The organism is Spirochaeta thermophila DSM 6192 (genome assembly GCF_000147075.1).
Taxonomy (GTDB): domain Bacteria; phylum Spirochaetota; class Spirochaetia; order Winmispirales; family Winmispiraceae; genus Winmispira; species Winmispira thermophila_A.
Genome location: NC_014484.1, coordinates 1297513 through 1316488 on the forward strand (window position 1 = coordinate 1297513; position 18976 = coordinate 1316488).

The 18976-nt window shown below is 61.8% G+C and carries 14 protein-coding genes; 2 read left to right on the top strand and 12 right to left on the bottom strand.

All coding sequences use genetic code 11. From position 1 onward, the window contains the following. Positions 1–17 precede the first annotated feature (17 nt). Both STHERM_RS12545 and STHERM_RS05925 read left to right on the top strand, forming a co-directional pair. Entirely contained in the window at positions 18–851 is an 834-nt protein-coding gene (locus STHERM_RS12545) for an NOL1/NOP2/sun family protein (protein WP_013313978.1), read from the top strand. 77 nt (positions 852–928) lie between these two features. Continuing rightward, on the top strand, positions 929–2575 hold the full coding sequence (locus STHERM_RS05925) for a nucleoside kinase (protein ID WP_041623338.1): 1647 nt from the start codon (positions 929–931) through the stop codon (positions 2573–2575). Between the two features lie 31 nt (positions 2576–2606). Here the strand turns inward: STHERM_RS05925 and STHERM_RS05930 are convergent, their stop codons facing one another. From STHERM_RS05930 to STHERM_RS05985, 12 genes are all read right to left on the bottom strand, one after another. Continuing rightward, entirely contained in the window at positions 2607–5975 is a 3369-nt protein-coding gene (locus STHERM_RS05930) for an LPS-assembly protein LptD (RefSeq protein WP_013313980.1), read from the bottom strand. After that, positions 5972–8803 carry an excinuclease ABC subunit UvrA gene (uvrA, locus tag STHERM_RS05935; RefSeq protein WP_041623340.1) on the bottom strand — a complete coding sequence of 944 codons (2832 nt, stop codon included), beginning with the start codon at positions 8801–8803 and terminating at the stop codon, positions 5972–5974. Before uvrA ends, STHERM_RS05930 begins: the two co-directional genes overlap by 4 nt. 34 nt (positions 8804–8837) lie before the next feature. Next, positions 8838–9584 carry a DUF72 domain-containing protein gene (locus STHERM_RS05940; protein ID WP_013313982.1) on the bottom strand — a complete coding sequence of 249 codons (747 nt, stop codon included), beginning with the start codon at positions 9582–9584 and terminating at the stop codon, positions 8838–8840. 9 nt (positions 9585–9593) lie between these two features. Beyond that, complete coding sequence (locus STHERM_RS05945) at positions 9594–10499, bottom strand: hypothetical protein (protein ID WP_237223174.1); 906 nt, start codon at positions 10497–10499, stop codon at positions 9594–9596. Continuing rightward, complete coding sequence (ispG, locus tag STHERM_RS05950) at positions 10465–11565, bottom strand: flavodoxin-dependent (E)-4-hydroxy-3-methylbut-2-enyl-diphosphate synthase (protein WP_013313984.1); 1101 nt, start codon at positions 11563–11565, stop codon at positions 10465–10467. Before ispG ends, STHERM_RS05945 begins: the two co-directional genes overlap by 35 nt. Before the next feature lie 103 nt (positions 11566–11668). Beyond that, a complete protein-coding gene (locus STHERM_RS05955) occupies positions 11669–12100 on the bottom strand; it encodes an ATP synthase subunit K (protein ID WP_013313985.1) in 432 nt (143 codons plus the stop codon). Continuing rightward, positions 12097–14001: a V-type ATP synthase subunit I gene (locus STHERM_RS05960; RefSeq protein WP_013313986.1), complete on the bottom strand. Its 1905-nt coding sequence runs from the start codon at positions 13999–14001 to the stop codon at positions 12097–12099. Before STHERM_RS05960 ends, STHERM_RS05955 begins: the two co-directional genes overlap by 4 nt. Further along, positions 13998–14594 (bottom strand): V-type ATP synthase subunit D, encoded by a 597-nt coding sequence (locus STHERM_RS05965; RefSeq protein ID WP_013313987.1) that lies wholly within the window; start codon positions 14592–14594, stop codon positions 13998–14000. Before STHERM_RS05965 ends, STHERM_RS05960 begins: the two co-directional genes overlap by 4 nt. Next, on the bottom strand, positions 14566–15900 hold the full coding sequence (locus tag STHERM_RS05970) for a V-type ATP synthase subunit B (RefSeq protein ID WP_013313988.1): 1335 nt from the start codon (positions 15898–15900) through the stop codon (positions 14566–14568). Before STHERM_RS05970 ends, STHERM_RS05965 begins: the two co-directional genes overlap by 29 nt. Next, a complete protein-coding gene (locus tag STHERM_RS05975) occupies positions 15893–17668 on the bottom strand; it encodes a V-type ATP synthase subunit A (RefSeq protein ID WP_013313989.1) in 1776 nt (591 codons plus the stop codon). The genes STHERM_RS05970 and STHERM_RS05975 overlap by 8 nt, the downstream gene beginning before the upstream one ends. Next, positions 17665–18222: a DUF2764 family protein gene (locus tag STHERM_RS05980; RefSeq protein ID WP_237223176.1), complete on the bottom strand. Its 558-nt coding sequence runs from the start codon at positions 18220–18222 to the stop codon at positions 17665–17667. The genes STHERM_RS05975 and STHERM_RS05980 overlap by 4 nt, the downstream gene beginning before the upstream one ends. An 11-nt stretch (positions 18223–18233) precedes the next feature. Beyond that, entirely contained in the window at positions 18234–18842 is a 609-nt protein-coding gene (locus STHERM_RS05985; protein ID WP_013313991.1) for an ATP synthase subunit E, read from the bottom strand. Between the last annotated feature and the right edge of the window lie 134 nt (positions 18843–18976).

Genomic DNA, 18976 nt, shown 5'->3' on the forward strand with positions numbered 1-18976 from the left:
ACTACTCTTGGCGTGGTATGAAGAGGATCGACAAGAGACCCAAGGGAGAAGAGGGCTTCCACGAGTACTATCGATCGCTCTTCGGGGAACGGTGGGATGGTCTCGTGGCCTCGATGAGGACGGAATCACCCTACCATACCCTCTCCGAGGGGCTCCTCGCTCCCTACCACCTCGACCCCGCCTCCCTCTACCCCCCCGCCCTCCTCGCCCCCGAGCCGGGCCATCGCGTCCTCGACCTCTGCGCCGCCCCCGGAGGGAAGACCCTCCTCCTCGCCCTCGCCCTCAAGGGACGCGGGCTCCTCGTGGCCAACGAGTACTCCTCCTCGAGGAGGGCCCGGCTCAAGCAGGTACTCACCCTCCACCTGCCCACACACCTCCTCGCCCCCATCCGCGTCGCCGGCAGGGACGGACGGACATGGGGGATCCACGAGCCCGAGGCCTACGACCGCATCCTGGCGGACGTTCCCTGCTCCTCCGAGGCCCATCTCCTCTCCTCCCCCTCCCACCTCTCCCGCTGGACCCCCGCCCGCATCCGCAACCTCACACACACCCAGTTCGCCCTCCTCTCCTCCGCCTTCCTCGCCCTCGCCCCCGGCGGCCTCCTCGTCTACGCCACCTGCGCCCTCACCCCTCAGGAGAACGACGGCGTGGTGGAGAAGCTCGTCACACGACGCGGGAACGCCCTCGAAATCGTCCAGGACCCGCCCCCGCTCCCCGCATCCCTCCCCCCCCTCACCCTCGAGCCGACCCGCTACGGCTTTCACATCCTCCCCGACACCTCACGAGGAGCCGGACCTCTCTACATGGCCCTCATACGAAAGACCCGATCCATCCCCCTTACACGCCCCTGAGCGCTTGCGAAACCCCGCGAAACCGCACTACACTGGGTGTGAGGCCCCTGTCGCGATACACCTATATGGGAGGCTCTATGAACGAGATCCGTGTCATGCTTCCGAACGGCCACGTACTGGAAGTCCCCTACGGCACCCGGGTAGGAGACCTCTTGAAGGCCCATCTCCCGGACATCCATCCCGTAGCGGCGCGCGTGAACAACGAGCTCACCAGCTTCACCTACAAGCTCGAGTTCAACAGCAGCATAGAGCCCGTCACCTTCGATCAGCCCGAAGGCATGATCATATACCGCGCGAGCCTCTGCTTCCTCCTTGCCATGGCTGCCCACAGGAGGGGCCTCAGACTCATCATAGGCCACTCCCTGGGCGACGGATACTTCTACACCCTCAGGGATCGCGAAGATGTCACCCCGAGAGAGGTGGACCTCCTCCAGGAAGAGATGCAGGATCTCATCCGCAGAGACATCCCCATCCAACGGAAGGTCCTCTCCTACCAGGACGCCATCTGGGAGTTCCAGGGAAGGGACCAGATGCAGACCGTCAAGCTTCTCACGTTCAGGAACGAGAACAAGATCCCCGTCTTCTTCTGCGACACCTACTGCGACCTCGCCACCATCCCCCTGGTACCCCGCACCGGCCTGCTCAAGGGGTTCCGCCTTCAGCACTTCCCCCCTGGTTTCGTTCTCAGGTTTCCCAGGCATCCCGCACGACCCGTACCCGAGTCCTACGCACCCCCCCTCAAGCTCTTTCAGGTCTACCGTGAATACAAAGAGTGGGGGCGGACCCTCTCCGTGGCCTCGGTGGGCGACCTGAACACCCTCGTCGAGGCGAGAAAGGAGCGCGAGTTCATCCAGATCGCCGAGGCCCTCCACGAGCAACGAATCTCCCAGATCGCCTCCCGCATCGCCGCCGAGACACCCCGGATCAAACTCGTCCTGGTGGCGGGCCCCTCCTCTTCGGGCAAGACCACGTTTGCAAAGAAGCTCTCCATGTACCTCAAGGTCTTCGGACTCCGTCCCCTCGCCATAAGCCTCGACAACTACTTCAAACCTCGGGAGGAGACCCCGCGGGACGAGGAGGGGAACTACGATTTCGAGGCACTCGAAGCCCTCGATACAGAAGTACTCAACCGTGATCTCATCGCCCTCTTCGAAGGCGGATCCATACGGGAACGCCTCTTCAACTTCAAGACAGGACGCCCTCTGCACACAGAGCGGACCATTACCCTTCCCGAGAAGGGGATCGTCGTCATAGAGGGCATCCACGGCCTCAACGAGGCACTCACCTCCCAGATTCCGAGAGAACAGAAGTACAAGATCTACGTCTCCGCCCTCACCCAACTCAACCTCGACGACCACAACCGCATTCCCACCACGGACAACCGCCTCATCCGTCGTATGGTGAGGGACGCCCGGTTCAGGGGAAAGACCGCCCTCGAGACCATCCAGATGTGGCCCTCGGTCCGCAGGGGTGAGGAGCGACACATCTTCCCCTTCCAGGAGGAGGCCGACATCCTCTTCAACTCGGCGCTCGATTACGAGCTCGGCGTACTCAAGGTCTTCGCCGAACCCCTCCTGAGGACCATAAAGCCCTACCATCGGGAGTACGCCGAGGCGGTGCGTCTCCTCGGATTCCTGGAAAACTTCCTCCCCATCTCCTCCCAGCACGTCCCCGGGCGTTCCATCCTCAGGGAGTTCATCGGTGACAGCGAGTTCCACTACTGAAAGGCCTTCCTCAAGAGAAACCGACGCCCCCCTAGAACCGGAAGGCCTCGTCCTCGTAGTCGAGACTCGTCTCTATCTCGGGGATGGGCTTCCAGGCGAGTGTGAGCGAAAAACTGGAGTCCCAGTACGTCTCGAGTATCCCGGCATCCGTGGTTCGGGTGGCAGGTTCACCCGAATACGAGAACGAGAGGTACCAGTCGCTCAGGTGATGGGTCACCGAGAGATCGAGGCTCTGCAGCTTGAAGAGCGCCTCCTCCCGGTCGTCAACGGAAAAGAAATTGAACGACCGGGCGATGTCCACGAGGGGGTTGACCCACTCGAGCCCCACCTTCTCCGGGAGTCCGGGGATGTACCGATAGGCGGCCCTGTTGACCGATACGGAGGAGAGCGAGACCTCCACGAACTCCTGGATGAAGAAGGACAACCCGAAGGAGAGATCCCACCTCGAGTCGGTAACCCGAATGGGTGTGATGGTGTAGGTGGAGCTCGTGGTCGCCCTGATTCCCATCCGGTTCTTCCAGAGATACGTATCGGGAGTGGTGTAGCCGAGTCTCGCACTCACCTTCGAGAGGAGGAACTCCTTTTCATCCTCCTTGATCCACCCCACCCCGTATCCGCCGAAGGTATAGGGATAGGTGTGGAGCCAGGTCGCCTGGAGGGTGAGGGGGTACAGTTTCGCCGTGAGCACATGCTGCTCGGGCCTGATCCTCGACGCATCGTCTTCGTCCGGAACGAGCTTGAGGTTCTCCGTGAACTGGACGTTGTTTTCAAGGAACGAGAGTTTCTGGGTGAAGGAGAGGGATTCGAACTCCCAGGAATCCCCGTCCCCCCTCTGGTAATTGAGTGCGGTGGTCTGGGTCCACGGTCCCATGGTGTTGGACAGTCCGAACGACACCTCCTCGTCGAGAGGGGGGAGCACATAAGAGGCGGAAAGGGTGTGCCTCGTCCCGAGCACCGAGAGGACGATCGAAGACTGCACCTTGTGTTCCTTTATGTAGTCATCCTCCCATTCCACGAAGTGATAGTCGTAGCGGGGGAGGCCGTCTGGTGAGATATCGATCACCTCCTCGTCGACGATCCTCGCACGGATGGTATAGGAGATCGAGGAATCCTTGAGCGGGAGGAAGAGGAGGAAGGGTTTTGTGACGGCCTGCACCCTCTGTTCGAGATAGAGATCGTTCTGCCTGAGGATGGGGTCTCGTATCCCCTCCCATGTGTCGTCGGACATCTCGTCGTCGAGTCTCACGGGATAGTAACGATTCACGGAAAACGTGGTCTGCGCGGAAAGCTGCCCGAACCCGTCATAGAAGGTGGCGGTGTTGGTGAAGGTGTCGGTGAACCGCAGGTTGTGCTTCCCGTAGGAGGGGGACGAGAGCTCGACATCTTCCGGGGAATCGATGTCTGAGGGGTAGTAGTAGGTCGAGACCCACTGAGGGGTCATGGCGTATGCCGAGGAAAGACGGAGCGGGGTGAGGGAGGACGAGAGGGAAAGATCATCGAAGAGGGGAGGAAGGAGGTACTGTCCGAACGGCCCTTCCGGCGGTCCTTCCGAGGTCTCCTCCGACTCATCGGTCTCCCAGGGCGGGAGGAAGCCCTCCGGCAGTTCGGGAGACGTCTCGCCGGCGCGTCCCCCCCCCGGATACGAGAGGAGCGTGCCGGAAAAGGAGAGGGAGAGGGAGGGAAACACCAGGGTGGTGGGATAGAAGTACGTCCGTTCAGGGGAGGTCGAGGGCACGTCGGAACGGCTCTTCACTCCCCACAGGAGGGTATTGGAAAGCGACACGCTGGTCCATCGGAAGAGGGTGCCCAGGGAGAGGCCCGGACTCACGCTCCCCCTCAGGAGCCACGAGATGGAGGTCTCTTCCGAAGGGGCCGCATCCTCATCGGTTCCGTCGGAGAACCCGAAGACCTGTTTCCAGGCGATATCCTCCTTCCGGTCCAGGAAGTCGGGCGCCACATACGGGTCCGAGAGGGCCGTGATCTTCCAGGAAAGGGAACCTCGGGGAATCTTGAGCCCTCCCTCCGAGAAAAGACGGTATCTGAGAGGCAATTCCGCGCTCCCGAAATGCGACTCGTCCCATCTGCTCACCACTTCTCCCCCTTCAAGGGTATAGGGGGTGTAGCCGTCTCCCGAGGGGAAGAGGGTTCTGCTGCGCGCCATGGCGATCTGGAGGTCGAGCCCCGAAAGGGGGCCGAGGGACTTCCAGTTCCCTTCCATTCCGGCGAACAGACCCAGCCCCGTATAGTAGTCGAGCATGAGTTTGAGCCGATCCTCCCGGGAATCGGCCTCCTCTTCTGAATCCGCTTCTTGGTCACCCAAAGGGGCGACAGGGATTCTGTGTATGAAAAGGCCGTGGCGCACGTACTTGAACGACTGATCTTCCGAGGGCGCCATAAAGGAGAAGGCGCCTTCGGTGGAGAGCGGTTTATGGCCGACCACATAGGTGGTGGTCTGGAGAAAGGTGCCCCTCCTCTCGTCGATACCGAAGACGGGATGGAACACCAGTTCGTCACCCGCATAGAAGAAAAAAGGGATGTAGAGGACCGGGATCTCCCCCACCTTGAGGACGGCATGTTCCACCGCCCAGTCGCTCTGTCCGAAGAGCCACAGGCGGGAAGCGGCGAGCTGGTAGTAGGGAGGATCCCCCCGGGAGGAGGAGATGCTCACATCACGGGAGATCACAGCCTCGTCCTCCCCCACGATGTAGCGGAAGGCCTCGTCCGCGGTCGTACCGAAGGTGAGGGGCTCATCCTCTATCTTCTTCTCCTGAGAGAAGGTGCCCGAGAGAAAGAGGCCGCTCGCATCCTCCACTTTCACCAGGAGGAAGTCCCCCGAGAAGCGCTCCACCTCCTCTCCCGCCCGTCTCTTCACATAACCCACGTTTCCGTAGGCGGAAAGGGTCTTGAGGGCCGCGTTGTACACGACCAGGTCGGCCATGATGGTGTGCTCTCCCTGATCATCGGAGAACTCCAGGACGACCCCCCCACCGAGTTCCACGTATTCCTCGTCCACCTCGGTGAGTGTGGTGTAGCGGGCGATCCTGGCCGAGGAGAGGGTGATGCGCCTCCCGGCCGGAGGAGGGGTCTCGGGAGGGGTGATCCCGTAGTGGGAGAAGAGACGGGCCTTGAGGGTCTCCCTGTCACCGGTGGCGGGGAGGCCGAGTCTCCTGCACCAGGCGGCGAGTTCGAAGAAAGAGGCCGTCATGATATCCTGGATGATGGTGCGCGTGAGGAGGTCATCGGGCTCACCGGCAGACTCCTGCGAGTCTGTCTCCGGGGACTGCACGACGGGAGGGGGGGGCGTAGGAGGAGTAGTTTCCTGAGCAGGAAGAGACGTGAGGACCATGGAGCAGAGTACGAACAGGAGAGCACGCCGCTCCGGTACTCGCCGCTCCCTCACCGCGAGAGCACCTCCCTCAGATATCGTCCCGTGTAGGAGGCGCTGCAGGCTGCCACGTCTTCCGGCCTTCCCTCCACGACGATCCGCCCGCCCTTCTCTCCCCCCTCGGGCCCCAAATCGATGATCCAGTCCGCCTGTTTGATCACATCCAGGTTGTGCTCGATGAGCACCACCGTGTTCCCCATGTCGACCAGACGGTTGAGCACATCGAGGAGCTTCTTCACATCGGCGAAATGGAGGCCGGTGGTCGGTTCATCGAGGAGATAGAGGGTACGCCCCGTGCTCCTCCGCGAGAGTTCGAGGGCCAGTTTCACCCGCTGTGCCTCTCCTCCCGATAGGGTGGTGGCGGGCTGGCCCAACTTGATGTAGCTGAGTCCCACATCCAGGAGCGTCTTGAGCCTCCGTTCGACCGGGGGGATGGGAGAGAAGAACTCGTAGGCCTCCTCAACCGTCATCTCGAGCACGTCGTAGATGGTCTTCCCCCGGTACCTGATCTCGAGCGTCTCGCGGTTGAATCGCTTTCCATGACAGACGTCGCAGGTGATGTACACGTCGGGGAGGAAGTGCATCTCGATCTTGATGGTGCCGTCGCCTTTACAGTGCTCACATCTCCCTCCCGAGACATTGAAGGAGAACCTGCCGGGCTTGTACCCGCGGGCGCGGGATTCGGGAAGGGAGGCGAAGAGTTCCCGTATGGGGGTGAAGAGTCCCACATAGGTAGCGGGGTTCGATCGAGGAGTGCGGCCTATGGGGCTCTGATCTATGTTGATGAGCTTGTCGATGTGCTCCAGACCCTCGATGCCCTCGTGTGCGCCCTCGGGCCAGTGGGTACGGTGGAGCCGGTTGTGGACCGCGGGATAAAGTATATCGTTGAGCAGCGTAGACTTGCCGGAACCAGACACGCCCGTGATGACCACGAACATACCGAGAGGGAAGCGTACTGTGATGTTCTTGAGGTTGTGCTCCTTCGCACCCTTGAGCACGAGGGCATTCCCGTTGCCCGCTCTCCTGGAGGAGGGCACTTCGATCTTCAGGGTTCCGGCGAGGTACTGGCCGGTGAGACTCTCCGGGACCGCGGTCACCTCCTCCACGGTTCCCTGAGCCACCACCTTTCCCCCATGCATACCCGCACCGGGACCGAGATCCACGATGTAGTCGGCCGTTCTGAGGGTCTGCTCGTCGTGCTCAACCACGATGAGGGTGTTCCCGAGATCCCTGAGGTATTTGAGGGTATCGATGAGCCTCTGGTTGTCCCGCTGATGAAGGCCTATGGTAGGCTCGTCGAGGACGTAGAGTACGCCGACGAGGGAAGACCCTATCTGGGTGGCGAGGCGTATACGTTGGGCCTCGCCGCCGGAGAGGGTGGAGGCCCTGCGTTCGAGCGTGAGGTATTCGAGCCCCACGTTCTTCATGAAACTCAGCCTGCTCGTGATCTCCTTGAGGATGAGCCGGGCGATCTGATACTCGGTCTCGGATATCCGTTCCCTGAGGGTGACGAAGAAGTCCAGGGCCTCTTCCACCGACATACAGGAGACCTCGTGGATGTTCTTCCCCCCCACGGTGACGGCGAGGGCCTCCGGCTTGAGGCGGGCGCCTTTGCACTCCTCACAGGGCTTCTGCCGCATGAACCCCTCGAGCCACTCCTTTATCTCCTCCGAGGTAGTCTCCATGTAACGCCGCTTGAGATCCTCGAGGATGCCGGGGAACTTCGTGCGGTAGTCGAACCTGCCGGTCCCCTTGCGATTCCTGTAGTGTACCTCCACCTCCCGATCGGACCCGTAGAAGAGGGCTTCCCTCACCTCCTCGGGATACTCAGCGATGGGCGTGTCGAGATCCACCCCGTATTCACTCAGGAATGCTTCGAACCGGCTCCGCTGCCAGTTGGAGTCAGGGCTGTACGGGGCTATACCCCCTTCGTTGAACGAGAGGGAGGGATCGGGGACGATGAGGTCGGGATCGAACTCCATGGTCACCCCAAGTCCTGAACACGCGGGACAGGCCCCGTACGGGCTGTTGAACGAGAAGAGCCGGGGTTCCAGATCGGGCATGCTCACCCCGCACACGGGACAGGCATGCTTCTGGGAGAAGAGGTGCTCACGTTCCTCACCTCCCTCCGGCATCTCCACCACGACACACATACCCCCGCTGAGCTCGAGAGCAGTCTCCACCGCCTCGGCGAGCCGTCGTCTCACGTTGGGCGACATGACGATACGGTCGACCACCATGTCGATATCGTGCTTCTGATTCTTCTCGAGTGTGATCTCCTCGTCCAGGAGACGGATCTCTCCGTCGATCCGCACCCTCACGAAACCGGCCTTCCGGGCATCCTCCAGGATCCGGACGTGTTCTCCCTTCTTGCCTCTCACGACCGGAGAGAGCACCATGATTCGCGTACCCTCGGGGATGCGGAGCACCTGCTCGAGTATCTGGTCGAGCGATTGTTCCTGGATCTCCCTGCCGCACTGGGGACAATGGGGCACGCCTATCCGGGCGAAGAGGAGACGGAAGTAGTCGTAGATCTCCGTCACGGTACCCACGGTGGAGCGCGGATTCCGCTGGGTGGTCTTCTGTTCTATGGAGATGGCAGGGGAAAGTCCCTCTATGTAGTCCACGTCCGGCTTGTCCATGCGGCCGAGGAATTGCCGGGCGTACGAGGAGAGAGACTCCACGTAACGACGCTGTCCTTCGGCGTAGATGGTATCGAAGGCGAGGGACGATTTCCCCGAACCGGACAGCCCCGAGATGACGATGAGCTTGTTGCGGGGAAGCTCGAGGTCGATGTTCTTCAGATTGTGTTCGCGAGCACCCTTGATGATGATCTTATCCATACCCACGCTACTGTACGGACAAACCACGGAGGTTTCAAGGTGAGGCATCGCCCAGGAGGCCGTGGAGGAAGCCCATGAGCCGTGCCGCATCGTGGAGTGCGTGTCCTTCCGCATCGTTGTCGAAGTAACAGAAGACCTCCCTCCCCTCCCCGCGCCATGCCGCCATCTTCTCTGCGAGTTCAGCGAGGTACTCGTCCGAGTATGATCCGCGATAACGGCCCAGAGCCCCGTGGAGTCTCACATAGACCGTAGGCGCGGTGACCACCCAGGGGGCGTGAAGGGGATGAAAGTGGAAGATACAGAAGGAGACCCCGTAGGCAGAGAAGAGATCGTAGACATCCCGATCGAACCAGGAGTCGTGTCGTACTTCGACCGCGTACCTGAAGCCCCGCGGGAGCAGACGGAAGAATCGTTCGAGCCGATCGAGGTCCTTGTGGAGAGAAGGAGGAAGCTGGAAGAGCAGCACGCCCAGTCGGTCACCCAGGAGGGCCGCACGGGAGAGGAACCGCTCGATTTCTTCCTCCACGTCTCCGAGCTTCCGGAGATGCGTGATCACCCGACTCGCCTTCATGGAAAAGAGAAACCCCTCGGGAACCCTCCCCGCCCAGTTCCTGCAGGTCTTCTCGCGGGGGAGGTGATAGAACGAGGAGTTTATTTCCACCGTACGAAAGTGTCTGCTGTAGAACTCGAGGAGCTGAGAGGAAGGAAGGTCCTCGGGATAGAAGAGGCCCGCCCAGTGGCGATAGGTCCAGCCGGACGTACCCACGTAGACCCCTTCCATGACGGCCTCCTAGCGCACGCCTTCCTCCGGGGGAGCCACACGGGGCTCCTTCAGCTGACTGAAGGCGAGGTACTTCCATCGCCCCTCGGGCGCCCGGGCGGCGACGAACGACCACCACTTCACCGCCTCCTCCCGGTGAGCCAGGCCATAGAGGGCGTTGGCGAGCCAGTAGAGGAGACGGTAGACCTCGCGATCCTCGAGATAGGAGAGGAAGAGATCTTCCCGTTGGATCTCCCTCCACAGGGCCTCCATCGACGAGAAGATGTAGAGATAGTCCTCTTCTCGTATGGTATCGACGAGGGTGGTGACCACCATCATCACTCCGATCGTGGCGTGTTCGAGGGCCTTGTCCATACGTCCGTTCTCTCCATAGAACTCGGAGAGCAGGAGATGGGCCCGGTAGGAGGCGTTCTCAGGACAGCGATAGAGCACGAGCAAGCGGTCGAGGCCTTTCTCCTTGAGGGTCGTGGTCCACACCTCCCGGTTCTTCCGGTTGCGCTCGCCGATGTAGGACTCATCCTCCGAGAGGATATAGGTGAAGAGGGTCTCCTCGAATTCGTGATACTTTCGCTCTGCGAGGTAGAGTTCGGCGAGGGTGTAGGCGATGGGATAGAACGATGCCTCAACCGCAAGGTACTGTCTCTGCGCGAGGGCTTTGAGGAGATGACGTTCGGCGAGGGTGAACTCCCCTTCCCGGAAGAACAGTCGGCCCAGCTCGTACTCGGCCTCGGGGAAGGTGACTTCCCTGTCGATGGCCTCTTCGAGGAGTACGAGGGCCTCGGCGATCAGGCCTTCCTGCGCGAGGTCCCGTGCGCGCTCGTACATCACCCAGCTCGGCACCTCTTCCTGGGCGGACAGCGAGGCGAGGCACAAGAAGACGCTAAAGGAGATGCTGAATTTCTTCGAGAAACGCATCGACAGCCTCATCGGGAGTAACCTCTCGAATCTTCTCTCCCTTTCTATAGAGGAAAATACCTCGACCGGTTCCGGTGATGGCCAGATCGGCATGCCGCGCTTCGCCGGGTCCATTCACCACGCACCCCATCACCGCGACCGTGAGCGGACGCTCTATCGAGAGCAGGTAGGGATACACGCGGTCGATGAATCCCATCACGTCGAAGCTGTACCTGCTGCATCGAGGACAAGAGATGAGATTCACGCCCGTATTCCTGCGACCGCTCGCCCGGGCGATCTCCATACCCACGAGCACCTCTTTCTCGCACGAATCCGAGAGGGAGACGCGGATGGTGTCGCCTATCCCCTCCGAGAGCAGGGGCACGAGGGCCGCCGTGGACTTCACGATACCGGGGATGAGCGGTCCCGCCTCGGTGACGCCAAGATGGAGGGGAATCTCGTACCTCTGTGCGAAGAGCCTGTTCGCACGCACCGTGGTTTCTATATCGGACGCCTTGAGCGAAACGATGACCCTCTCAAACCCGAGGGAACCGAGGATCTCGAGCTCTTCCTCCGCCGCCTTCACCAGGGCAGCCGCCACATCGGGATCATGACGGAGGTGTTTCGGGAGGGAGCCGGAATTGACCCCCACTCGTATGGCGACTCCCTTCTCCTCGGCCTTTCTCACCACTTCTTCTACCTTCCATCGGGCTCCGATGTTACCCGGGTTGATCCGTACCTTGGCCACGGGGAAGTCCATCACCCTGAGCGCGAGACGCCAGTCGAAGTGGATGTCGGCCACTACCGGCATGGGGCTTCGCTCGGCGATGCGCCCCACCACCTCCGCTGCAGCCATGTCGGGCACGGCGAAGCGCATGAGCCCGCACCCCATCTTGGAGAGCCGATCGAGTTCTTCCACGATCGTGGACACCGCCTCAGGGGTGAGAGGCCCCTTCCACATGGTCTGCACCACGAGAGGGGCGCCGCCTCCTATCACGAGGGATCCCACGGGTACGGCCTTGGTCGCATATACCTCACGTCCGCCTTCGGGCGGGACGGGGTGTTTTCTCCGATTCATGTCACCCATACGTACCACTATAACGAGGAACGGGACGAAAGGAAAAGCCCGTGCATCCGCACGGGCCCGGGTTCACCGTAGGGCGAGTCCATCCCGAGGAGATCGGATCTCCTCAACCGGTCACCCCCATCATGAAGACCAGTACGAACACCGCCACGGTTTCCACGATTCCCAGGACGATGAGGTACTGGGCGGTTCCCTTGCCTGTCTCGGCCAGTGCATCCGCGGCGGCGGCACCGGCCTTCCCCTGGAAGGCCGCCGAGTAGCCCATGGCGAGACCTCCAAGTACACCGAGCCCGAGAAGCAGTCCCGGATCCATGGTGCCGAGCTTGTCCCGGAGGTTGTTCATGAGGATGAACCCGTAGAGAGTCTGGGTGAGAGGTGCGCCCGTGAAGGCGATGAGCATGAAGGGCGCCGGCTTGTTCTGGGCATAGCACTTCTTCCACGCCCCTATGGCGGCCATGCCCGCCGTTCCGATACCGATCGCAGAACCCGCCGCAGCGAGTGCGAGCGCCCCGCCGATTCCTATGAGTCCCCAGTTCATACTGCACTCCTTTCTCGGATTGTTGTGTCCTTATATGTTCCCTCATCCCCCGCATCGCCTGCAGGAGTGGTGGGCTCCTTAAACGGGGTATAGTGAATCCCCGTCCATTCCATACCGAGATGCCCCGCGAACTCGAGGAGGTTGAGCCTCACGCCGTGTACCACCACGGAGAGGGCGGACATCACCAGATTGAGGCCGTGTCCTATGAGGAGAATGATCCCTGCGATCAGGATTCCCACCAGACTCCCTCCCGCGCCGAGAGCCATGGTATTGAAGGCCTCGGCGAGGGCGACCGTAGCGAGTCCCACGGCGAAGAGCCTGATATAGGAGATGAGATCCCCGAACGAGCCGATCACATCCAGAACGGTGGTGAAGAGTCCGGCGAATCCTCGTGCGACCCCCTTGAGGAAGCCGTCGCCTTCCTGGCTGCCGAAGACCACCACCAGGAGGAGCCCGATCGCTATCCCGTACACCGAGACCGGGAGTATGGGATACCGCGCGGCATCCACTACCAGGTTGAGGACCACGTTGAAGAGCCCCCAGATGATGGAGAGCCATCCCAGCTGCGAGAAGGAACGGACCACCATTCCGTCACGGATCTCCCTCACGAACCGCCACAGATGGGCGATCGAGAGGTGCACCAACCCCAGCCCGAAGCTCAGGAGCTGTACGGTCTGGGTGGCCTCGGGCTCCCATGAGGAGACCCCCTCCACCACGAACCACGAGAAGGGCGCCGTGCGGGCGAACCCTTCATAGCCGAACCACGTCCCCGTGAGCGCTCCCCATACCACGGTACAGAGACTCATCCAGGCGATGAGCACTCCCGCATCGGTCACCTTTCCGGTGAGCCGGTACTCGCGTCGGAGGATGTAGAGGGAACTCGCCAGGAAGATGAGGCCGTATCCGGCGTCCCCCACGATCATGGCGAAGAAGACCGAGAGAAAGGCAAGGAAGACGAAACTGATGTCGAACTCTCGGTAGCCTGGTACGATATCGAGGAAGTCAAAGAGCGGTCTGATGATCCGTATCGCCCTGGGGTTCTCCACCAAGGTGGGGACAGGGTCGTCCTCCCCTGGGTCGAGGAAGAGCGCACCCCAGGCCTGTTTCCTCGCATAGTCGGCGAGTCGGTCCTTCTCCCGTTCGGGCAGGAAACCCGTGAGCCAGACGAGCGGCCCCTCCTGCTCGAGCGACGCAGCCACCCGTTCGAACTCCCACGCGGGCCGCACCACCTCCTCTTTCATCCGGACGAGCTCCTCGTACGATCCCGCAGCCTCGAGGAGCGCCTCCTCCACCTCCCTCACACGCTCCCTCACCCTCATAAGGTTCCTCCGTACGCCCGCACGTCCTCCCTTCGGGATCCTCACCACCTCCACCCCCTCGGGCAGCGCCGGCTCCTCCCCTCTTCCCACCACCACGCACATCCGCCTCCCCCCCTTCACCCCCACCTCCACACACACCAAATCCTTCCCAAGGCGTGCACGCTGTTCTCCCGTCATGAGACAGAACACCACATGGACGCCGTGTTCACGGAGGAAGGCGATGTCCTCATCCGAGACATCGCCCCACGGCCCGAGCTCTTCGAGACGGGATGACAGCCCCACCGCCTCCTCCTCGAGCCTCCGTCGCTCCTCGGCCAGGGAGAGGACGCGATCCACCAGGCCGCACACCTCCTCCGTGCCGAGCCGGCTCCCATTCCGCCCCTTCCTTCGCCTGCGATACTCGGCCAGCACACCCAACGCCCGTTCGCACCGCTCCAGCTCCCTGCGCCGCGCCTCCACCTCGTCCGTCTCGCGGTCCTGTACGTGGACGTGGACCGCGCCGAAACGACGGAGCGCCGTGAGGGCTTCCCTCGCCTCGGAGGCCTTCATCACCAGAAACACCTTCGTCATCGGTACGATCATGCTCTGGCCTCCAGCTTCTTCTTCGCGATCTTGCCGCGCACCACCGCCGCGGTCTGCTGATCCCCCAGGTAGATGGTGATCCTGCGGATGTGATCCCTGGTCTCGGGGATCTTCACCTTCTCGAAGAGGTTCACCCTCTGGCTGGTGATCCGCAGCTCCTCCGAGAGCCTGCGCTTTTGCTCCTCCAGCACCATGATCTCCGCCTCCACCGCGAGGAGCTCCCTGAGGAAGAGCACCGCATCGTCCACCCACACGGGGAGGACGTACAGGTCGTAGGCGGGAGGCTCCCAGTCGACCCCCTCGAAGGTGGGTATATCCACCCCCGCGATGTTCGTCTCTCCGGTACGAACCTCCCTCACCTTCACCAGGTTCTCGAGACGCACGTCCTCTCCGAAGAGACGACGCCAGGCGCTCACCCCTTCCAGAAGTGCCTGTTTCCTGTTCCATGCCTCCGCGACCCGCGCCTCCACCTGGGTGATCACCAGCTGCAACTGTTGCTTCTTGAGCTGGAGCGTCGGCAGGTAGCGTTCGTAGCGCTTGAGGGCGTCCTTCTGACGCTTGAGCTCATTCTTGGTGAGCTTGATCTTGGCCATGCGCCACCTCTTGTTTCTTCGGCCAGAACCTGCGGATGAGATCGGACCGGAGTCCCGTCTCCTCGGGGGTGAAACACTCCGCCAGGATCTGCCACCCCTTGTCGAGGGCCTTCTCGAGCGGGATATTCACCGAGAGATCCATGAGTTCCCTCTCGAACAACTGGCCGTAGGTGAGGAGCTTGTTGTCCCACTCCGACATCCTGAAACCCATGGCCTTCTTCTCGAGGGTCTCCTTGTAGGCCGCGTAGAGCTTGATCATGCCGTCCATGATGGCCCTGTGGTCCTCGCGGGTGTTCTTGTTCACGAGTTGCTTGAGCCTCGAGAGCGAGCCGAATGGCTCGATACGCCCGTTCCTCAGGTAGAACTGGCCCTCGGTGATGTAACCTGTGTTGTCGGGAATCGGGTGGGTCACGTCGTCTCCAGGCATGGTGGTGACCGCGAGGATGGTGATCGAACCAGCCCCCTCGAAGTCGACCGCCTTCTCGTAGCGGGCCGCGAGCTGACTGTAGAGGTCACCCGGGTATCCACGGTTGGATGGTACCTGCTCCATGGTGATGGCGATCTCCTTGAGGGCGTCGGCAAAGTTAGTCATGTCGGTGAGGAGCACGAGCACCCGTCTCCCCTTCAGCGCGAACCGCTCCGCCACTGCGAGCGAGATATCCGGTACCAACAGAGCCTCCACCACGGGGTCAGAGGCGGTGTGCACGAAGAAGATCGTCCGTGAGAGGGCACCACCCTCTTCGAGCGTGTTCCTGAAGAAGAGGTAGTCGTCGTACTTGAGGCCGATACCCCCCAGGATGATCACGTCCGCCTCGGCCTGAAGCGCGATGCGGGCGAGGAGCTGGTTGTACGGTTCCCCGGAGACCGAGAAGATGGGAAGCTTCTGGGACTCCACCAGTGTGTTGAAGACGTCGATCATGGGGATACCCGTACGGATCATGTTACGAGGGATGATACGCTTGGCCGGGTTGACCGAAGGCCCGCCGATCTCGATGAGCTCGTCCACGAGGTCGGGGCCGTTGTCCCTCGGCCTCCCGCTCCCGTCGAAGATCCGCCCCAACAGGTTGTCGGAGAAGGAGACCTGCATGGGGTGTCCCAGGAACCGCACCTCGTCGCCGGTCGATATCCCCCGCGTCCCGCCGTACACCTGGAGGGCCACGAGATCACCGTCGAGGCGGATCACCTCGGCCAGGGTCTTTCCTTGCCGTGAGACCACCTCGGCGAGATGCCCGTACCGCACGCCCTGCGCCCGTACCGTGATCACGTTCCCGGCTATGGACTCTATCCTGCTGTATATCTTACGCATGGCTCTCCACCTTTCTGGAAAGGATGTATTCCGCCTCCTCGTCCCTGCCCGTCGTCTTCTCTTCCACCATGGCCCGTATCTCGCTCTCGAGCCTCCTGAAATCGGCCGAATCCCACTCGGAGGTGTTGTAGTCCTTGAACTTCTGCGTGAGCAACGCGAAGAACCTGCGCGCCTCCTCCTTGGAGGTGAAGGAATAGAGGGCGCTCAGGATGTCGAAGACGATGTCGAAGGTGTGGCGTTGCCGTTCCACGCCCACCGCCGCGTCCACGGGATCGAAGGCGTCCTGCTGGAGGTAGACGTTGTCCAGGAACTCCGCCTTGAGATAGGTGACGAAGTCTTCGAGCGTGGTTCCCTCCTCACCCACCACCTTCATCATCTGGGCCACCTCGTTCCCGTCGAAGAGGACCTTGCGCGCATACTCGGTCTTCGCCGGGTCGGTCACCCCCCGGTACTTGCTCCAGCTCTCGAGGGGATGGATCGCAGGATACTTACGGGCATCGGAGCGCTCCCGCGAGAGACCGTGGAAGGCCCCCACGACCTTGAGGGTGGCCTGTGTCACCGGCTCTTCGAAGTTCCCTCCCGCCGGGCTCACCGTGCCCCCGATGGTCACCGAACCGAGGGAACCGTCCTTGAGCCGGACGACCCCCGCCCGCTCGTAGAAGCTCGCGATCACCGACTCGAGATAGGCGGGGAAGGCCTCCTCTCCCGGGATCTCCTCGAGCCTGCCCGACATCTCGCGCATGGCCTGCGCCCAGCGCGAGGTGGAGTCCGCGAGGAGCAGACAGTCGAGCCCCATCTGCCGGTAGTACTCGGCGAGCGTGACCGCGGTGTACACCGAGGCCTCCCTGGCCGCCACCGGCATGGAGCTGGTGTTGCACACGATCACGGTGCGCTCCATGAGGGTCCGCCCGGTGCGGGGGTCGATGAGTTCGGGGAACTCCCGCAGGGTCTCCACGACCTCGCCCGCCCGCTCGCCGCAGGCCGCAATGATCACGATGTCCACCTCGGCGTTCCGGCTGGTGATCTGCTGGAGGACCGTCTTCCCTGCTCCGAACGGCCCCGGAATACAGTAGGTTCCGCCGCGCGCCACGGGGAAGAAGGTGTCGATGATGCGGATCTTAGTCACCATCGGTTCAGTGGGCTGGAGGCGTTCCGCATAGGCAGTGATGGGCACCTTCACCGGCCAGTAGAACGACATCGTGAGGGGGTACACCTCGCCCTGCGGGTCTTCCACCTCGGCCACCACGTCGTTCACCGTGTAGTCGCCGGCAGGCACCACCCGTCTGACGGTGTACTGCTCCCTCATATTGAAGGGGACCATGATCCGATGCTGGAAGATGCCCTCGGGCACCGTACCGAGGGTATCCCCCCCGGTCACCACATCTCCCGGCTTCGCCACAGGGGTGAATGCCCACCGTTTCTCAGGATCGAGGGGATCCACATATACCCCCCGCTCGAGGAAGAACCCGCACTTCCGGGCGAGTTCGGGAAGGGGGTTCTGGAGGCCGTCGTAGATCTGGGCGAGGAGGCCGGGTCCGAGCTTCACGGAGAGGAGTTCTCCCGTGAACTCCACCAGGTCTCCCACGCCGATCCCCCTGGTGATTTCGAAGACCTGGAGCTCGGCGTGCTTCCCCCTGATCCGGATGACCTCGGACTTGAGTTTCTTGTCCTCCACACACACGTACGCCACCTCGTTCATGCGGACGTTGCCGTCCACCTCCACGCGCACCATGTTTCCGTTGACGCCCACGACTCTTCCTGTAATCATTGTCTCTCTCCAAAGGGTAGTTTTTCCACTATGTCCTGGGTCCTCAGGTGCTGGAAGACCCTGTCGAAGATGTCGCTCCCCCGCTCCTCGGTCCTCTCTGCTCGAGCCGCAAGAAGCCGGAGTTTGAGAGCGTATACAATGAGGCTCTCGAGATCGAAGGCATGCCCTGCCCCGCACTCCTCGAGGAACTCCCAGACCATCCTGTCGTACGCGTCCTGCTTACCCGTGGGACTTTCGTGCTGGAAGACGGATTTCACCCGTTCGGCGTAGTACCCGTCGACCATGCCTCGTGTCCAGGAAAGGCCGTTCACCCCGAGCCTCTGCCCCCGAAGGAGGGCGAGGTTGTTGTGCACACCCTTCATCCATTCCCTGATCCTGAGGACGAGAGGGTGGTCCGTCTCCTCCCTTTCGTCGAGAGCGGCGAGCAGGACCGCACGGTCCTCGGGTGTGAGGTGCTGAGCGGCGAGGACGAGGAACTGGGTCTCCGAAAAAGGGGGCTCACTTTCGAACTGAAGGAGGGGGAGGGAGGCGCAGAAATAGTAGTATCGTGCCACGTCTCGCCCCTTCATTTCACCGCTTCTTTGAGGAGGGAAGCCACCTTGGGATTGAGATACGCGGCAAGGACCTCGGCGATCCCCTCTGCGGTGAAGTCATAGTAGGCCGACCCGTCCTTGAGCTGGATGCGGAACCCCCTGTCGAGACCTTTCACCGGCCGTATCTCGAGACCGGCGGCCACCTTCTCGGCGACACGACGCTTGAGCGAGGAGAGGACCTGCTCCTCCACGTCCTCGGGGAGCTGAAGGACCACATCGCCCACCGTATCCTTGTCCCAGCTGTTCACCACGGCCACGACGGCCTCTTCGAGGGCCTTCCCGGAATAGGACTCCTTCGCCATCTCTTCCAGTACATGAGAGAAGAGGCGTTCGAGTTCGCGCTGCACGGAGAGGATGACGTCCCTTCCCGCCTGGCGGATGGCCTCCTCTGCGCTCTGTCGGAACTGAACCGCGGCCCGCTCCGCCTCTTCCCTCATGGACCTCGCCTGTTCTTTCGCCTTCTCTATGATCTGCTCGGCCTTTATCTCGGCGCTCCGGACGATCTCCTGGGCCCTCTTCTCTCCGGCCTCCACACCGTCCCGCTTGAGCGATTCGATGAGCTCCTGAATCACTGATTCCATGGGTCGCTCCTGTTGTGATGAGGTGATACTACCATATTTAGAGGTGAGGGGAAAAAAGTCAAGAGGGCATATGGATAAAAAACTATTTATTATCGGTCGGGAGAGTTCTGGAGATCTGATCGCATGCACCCCAT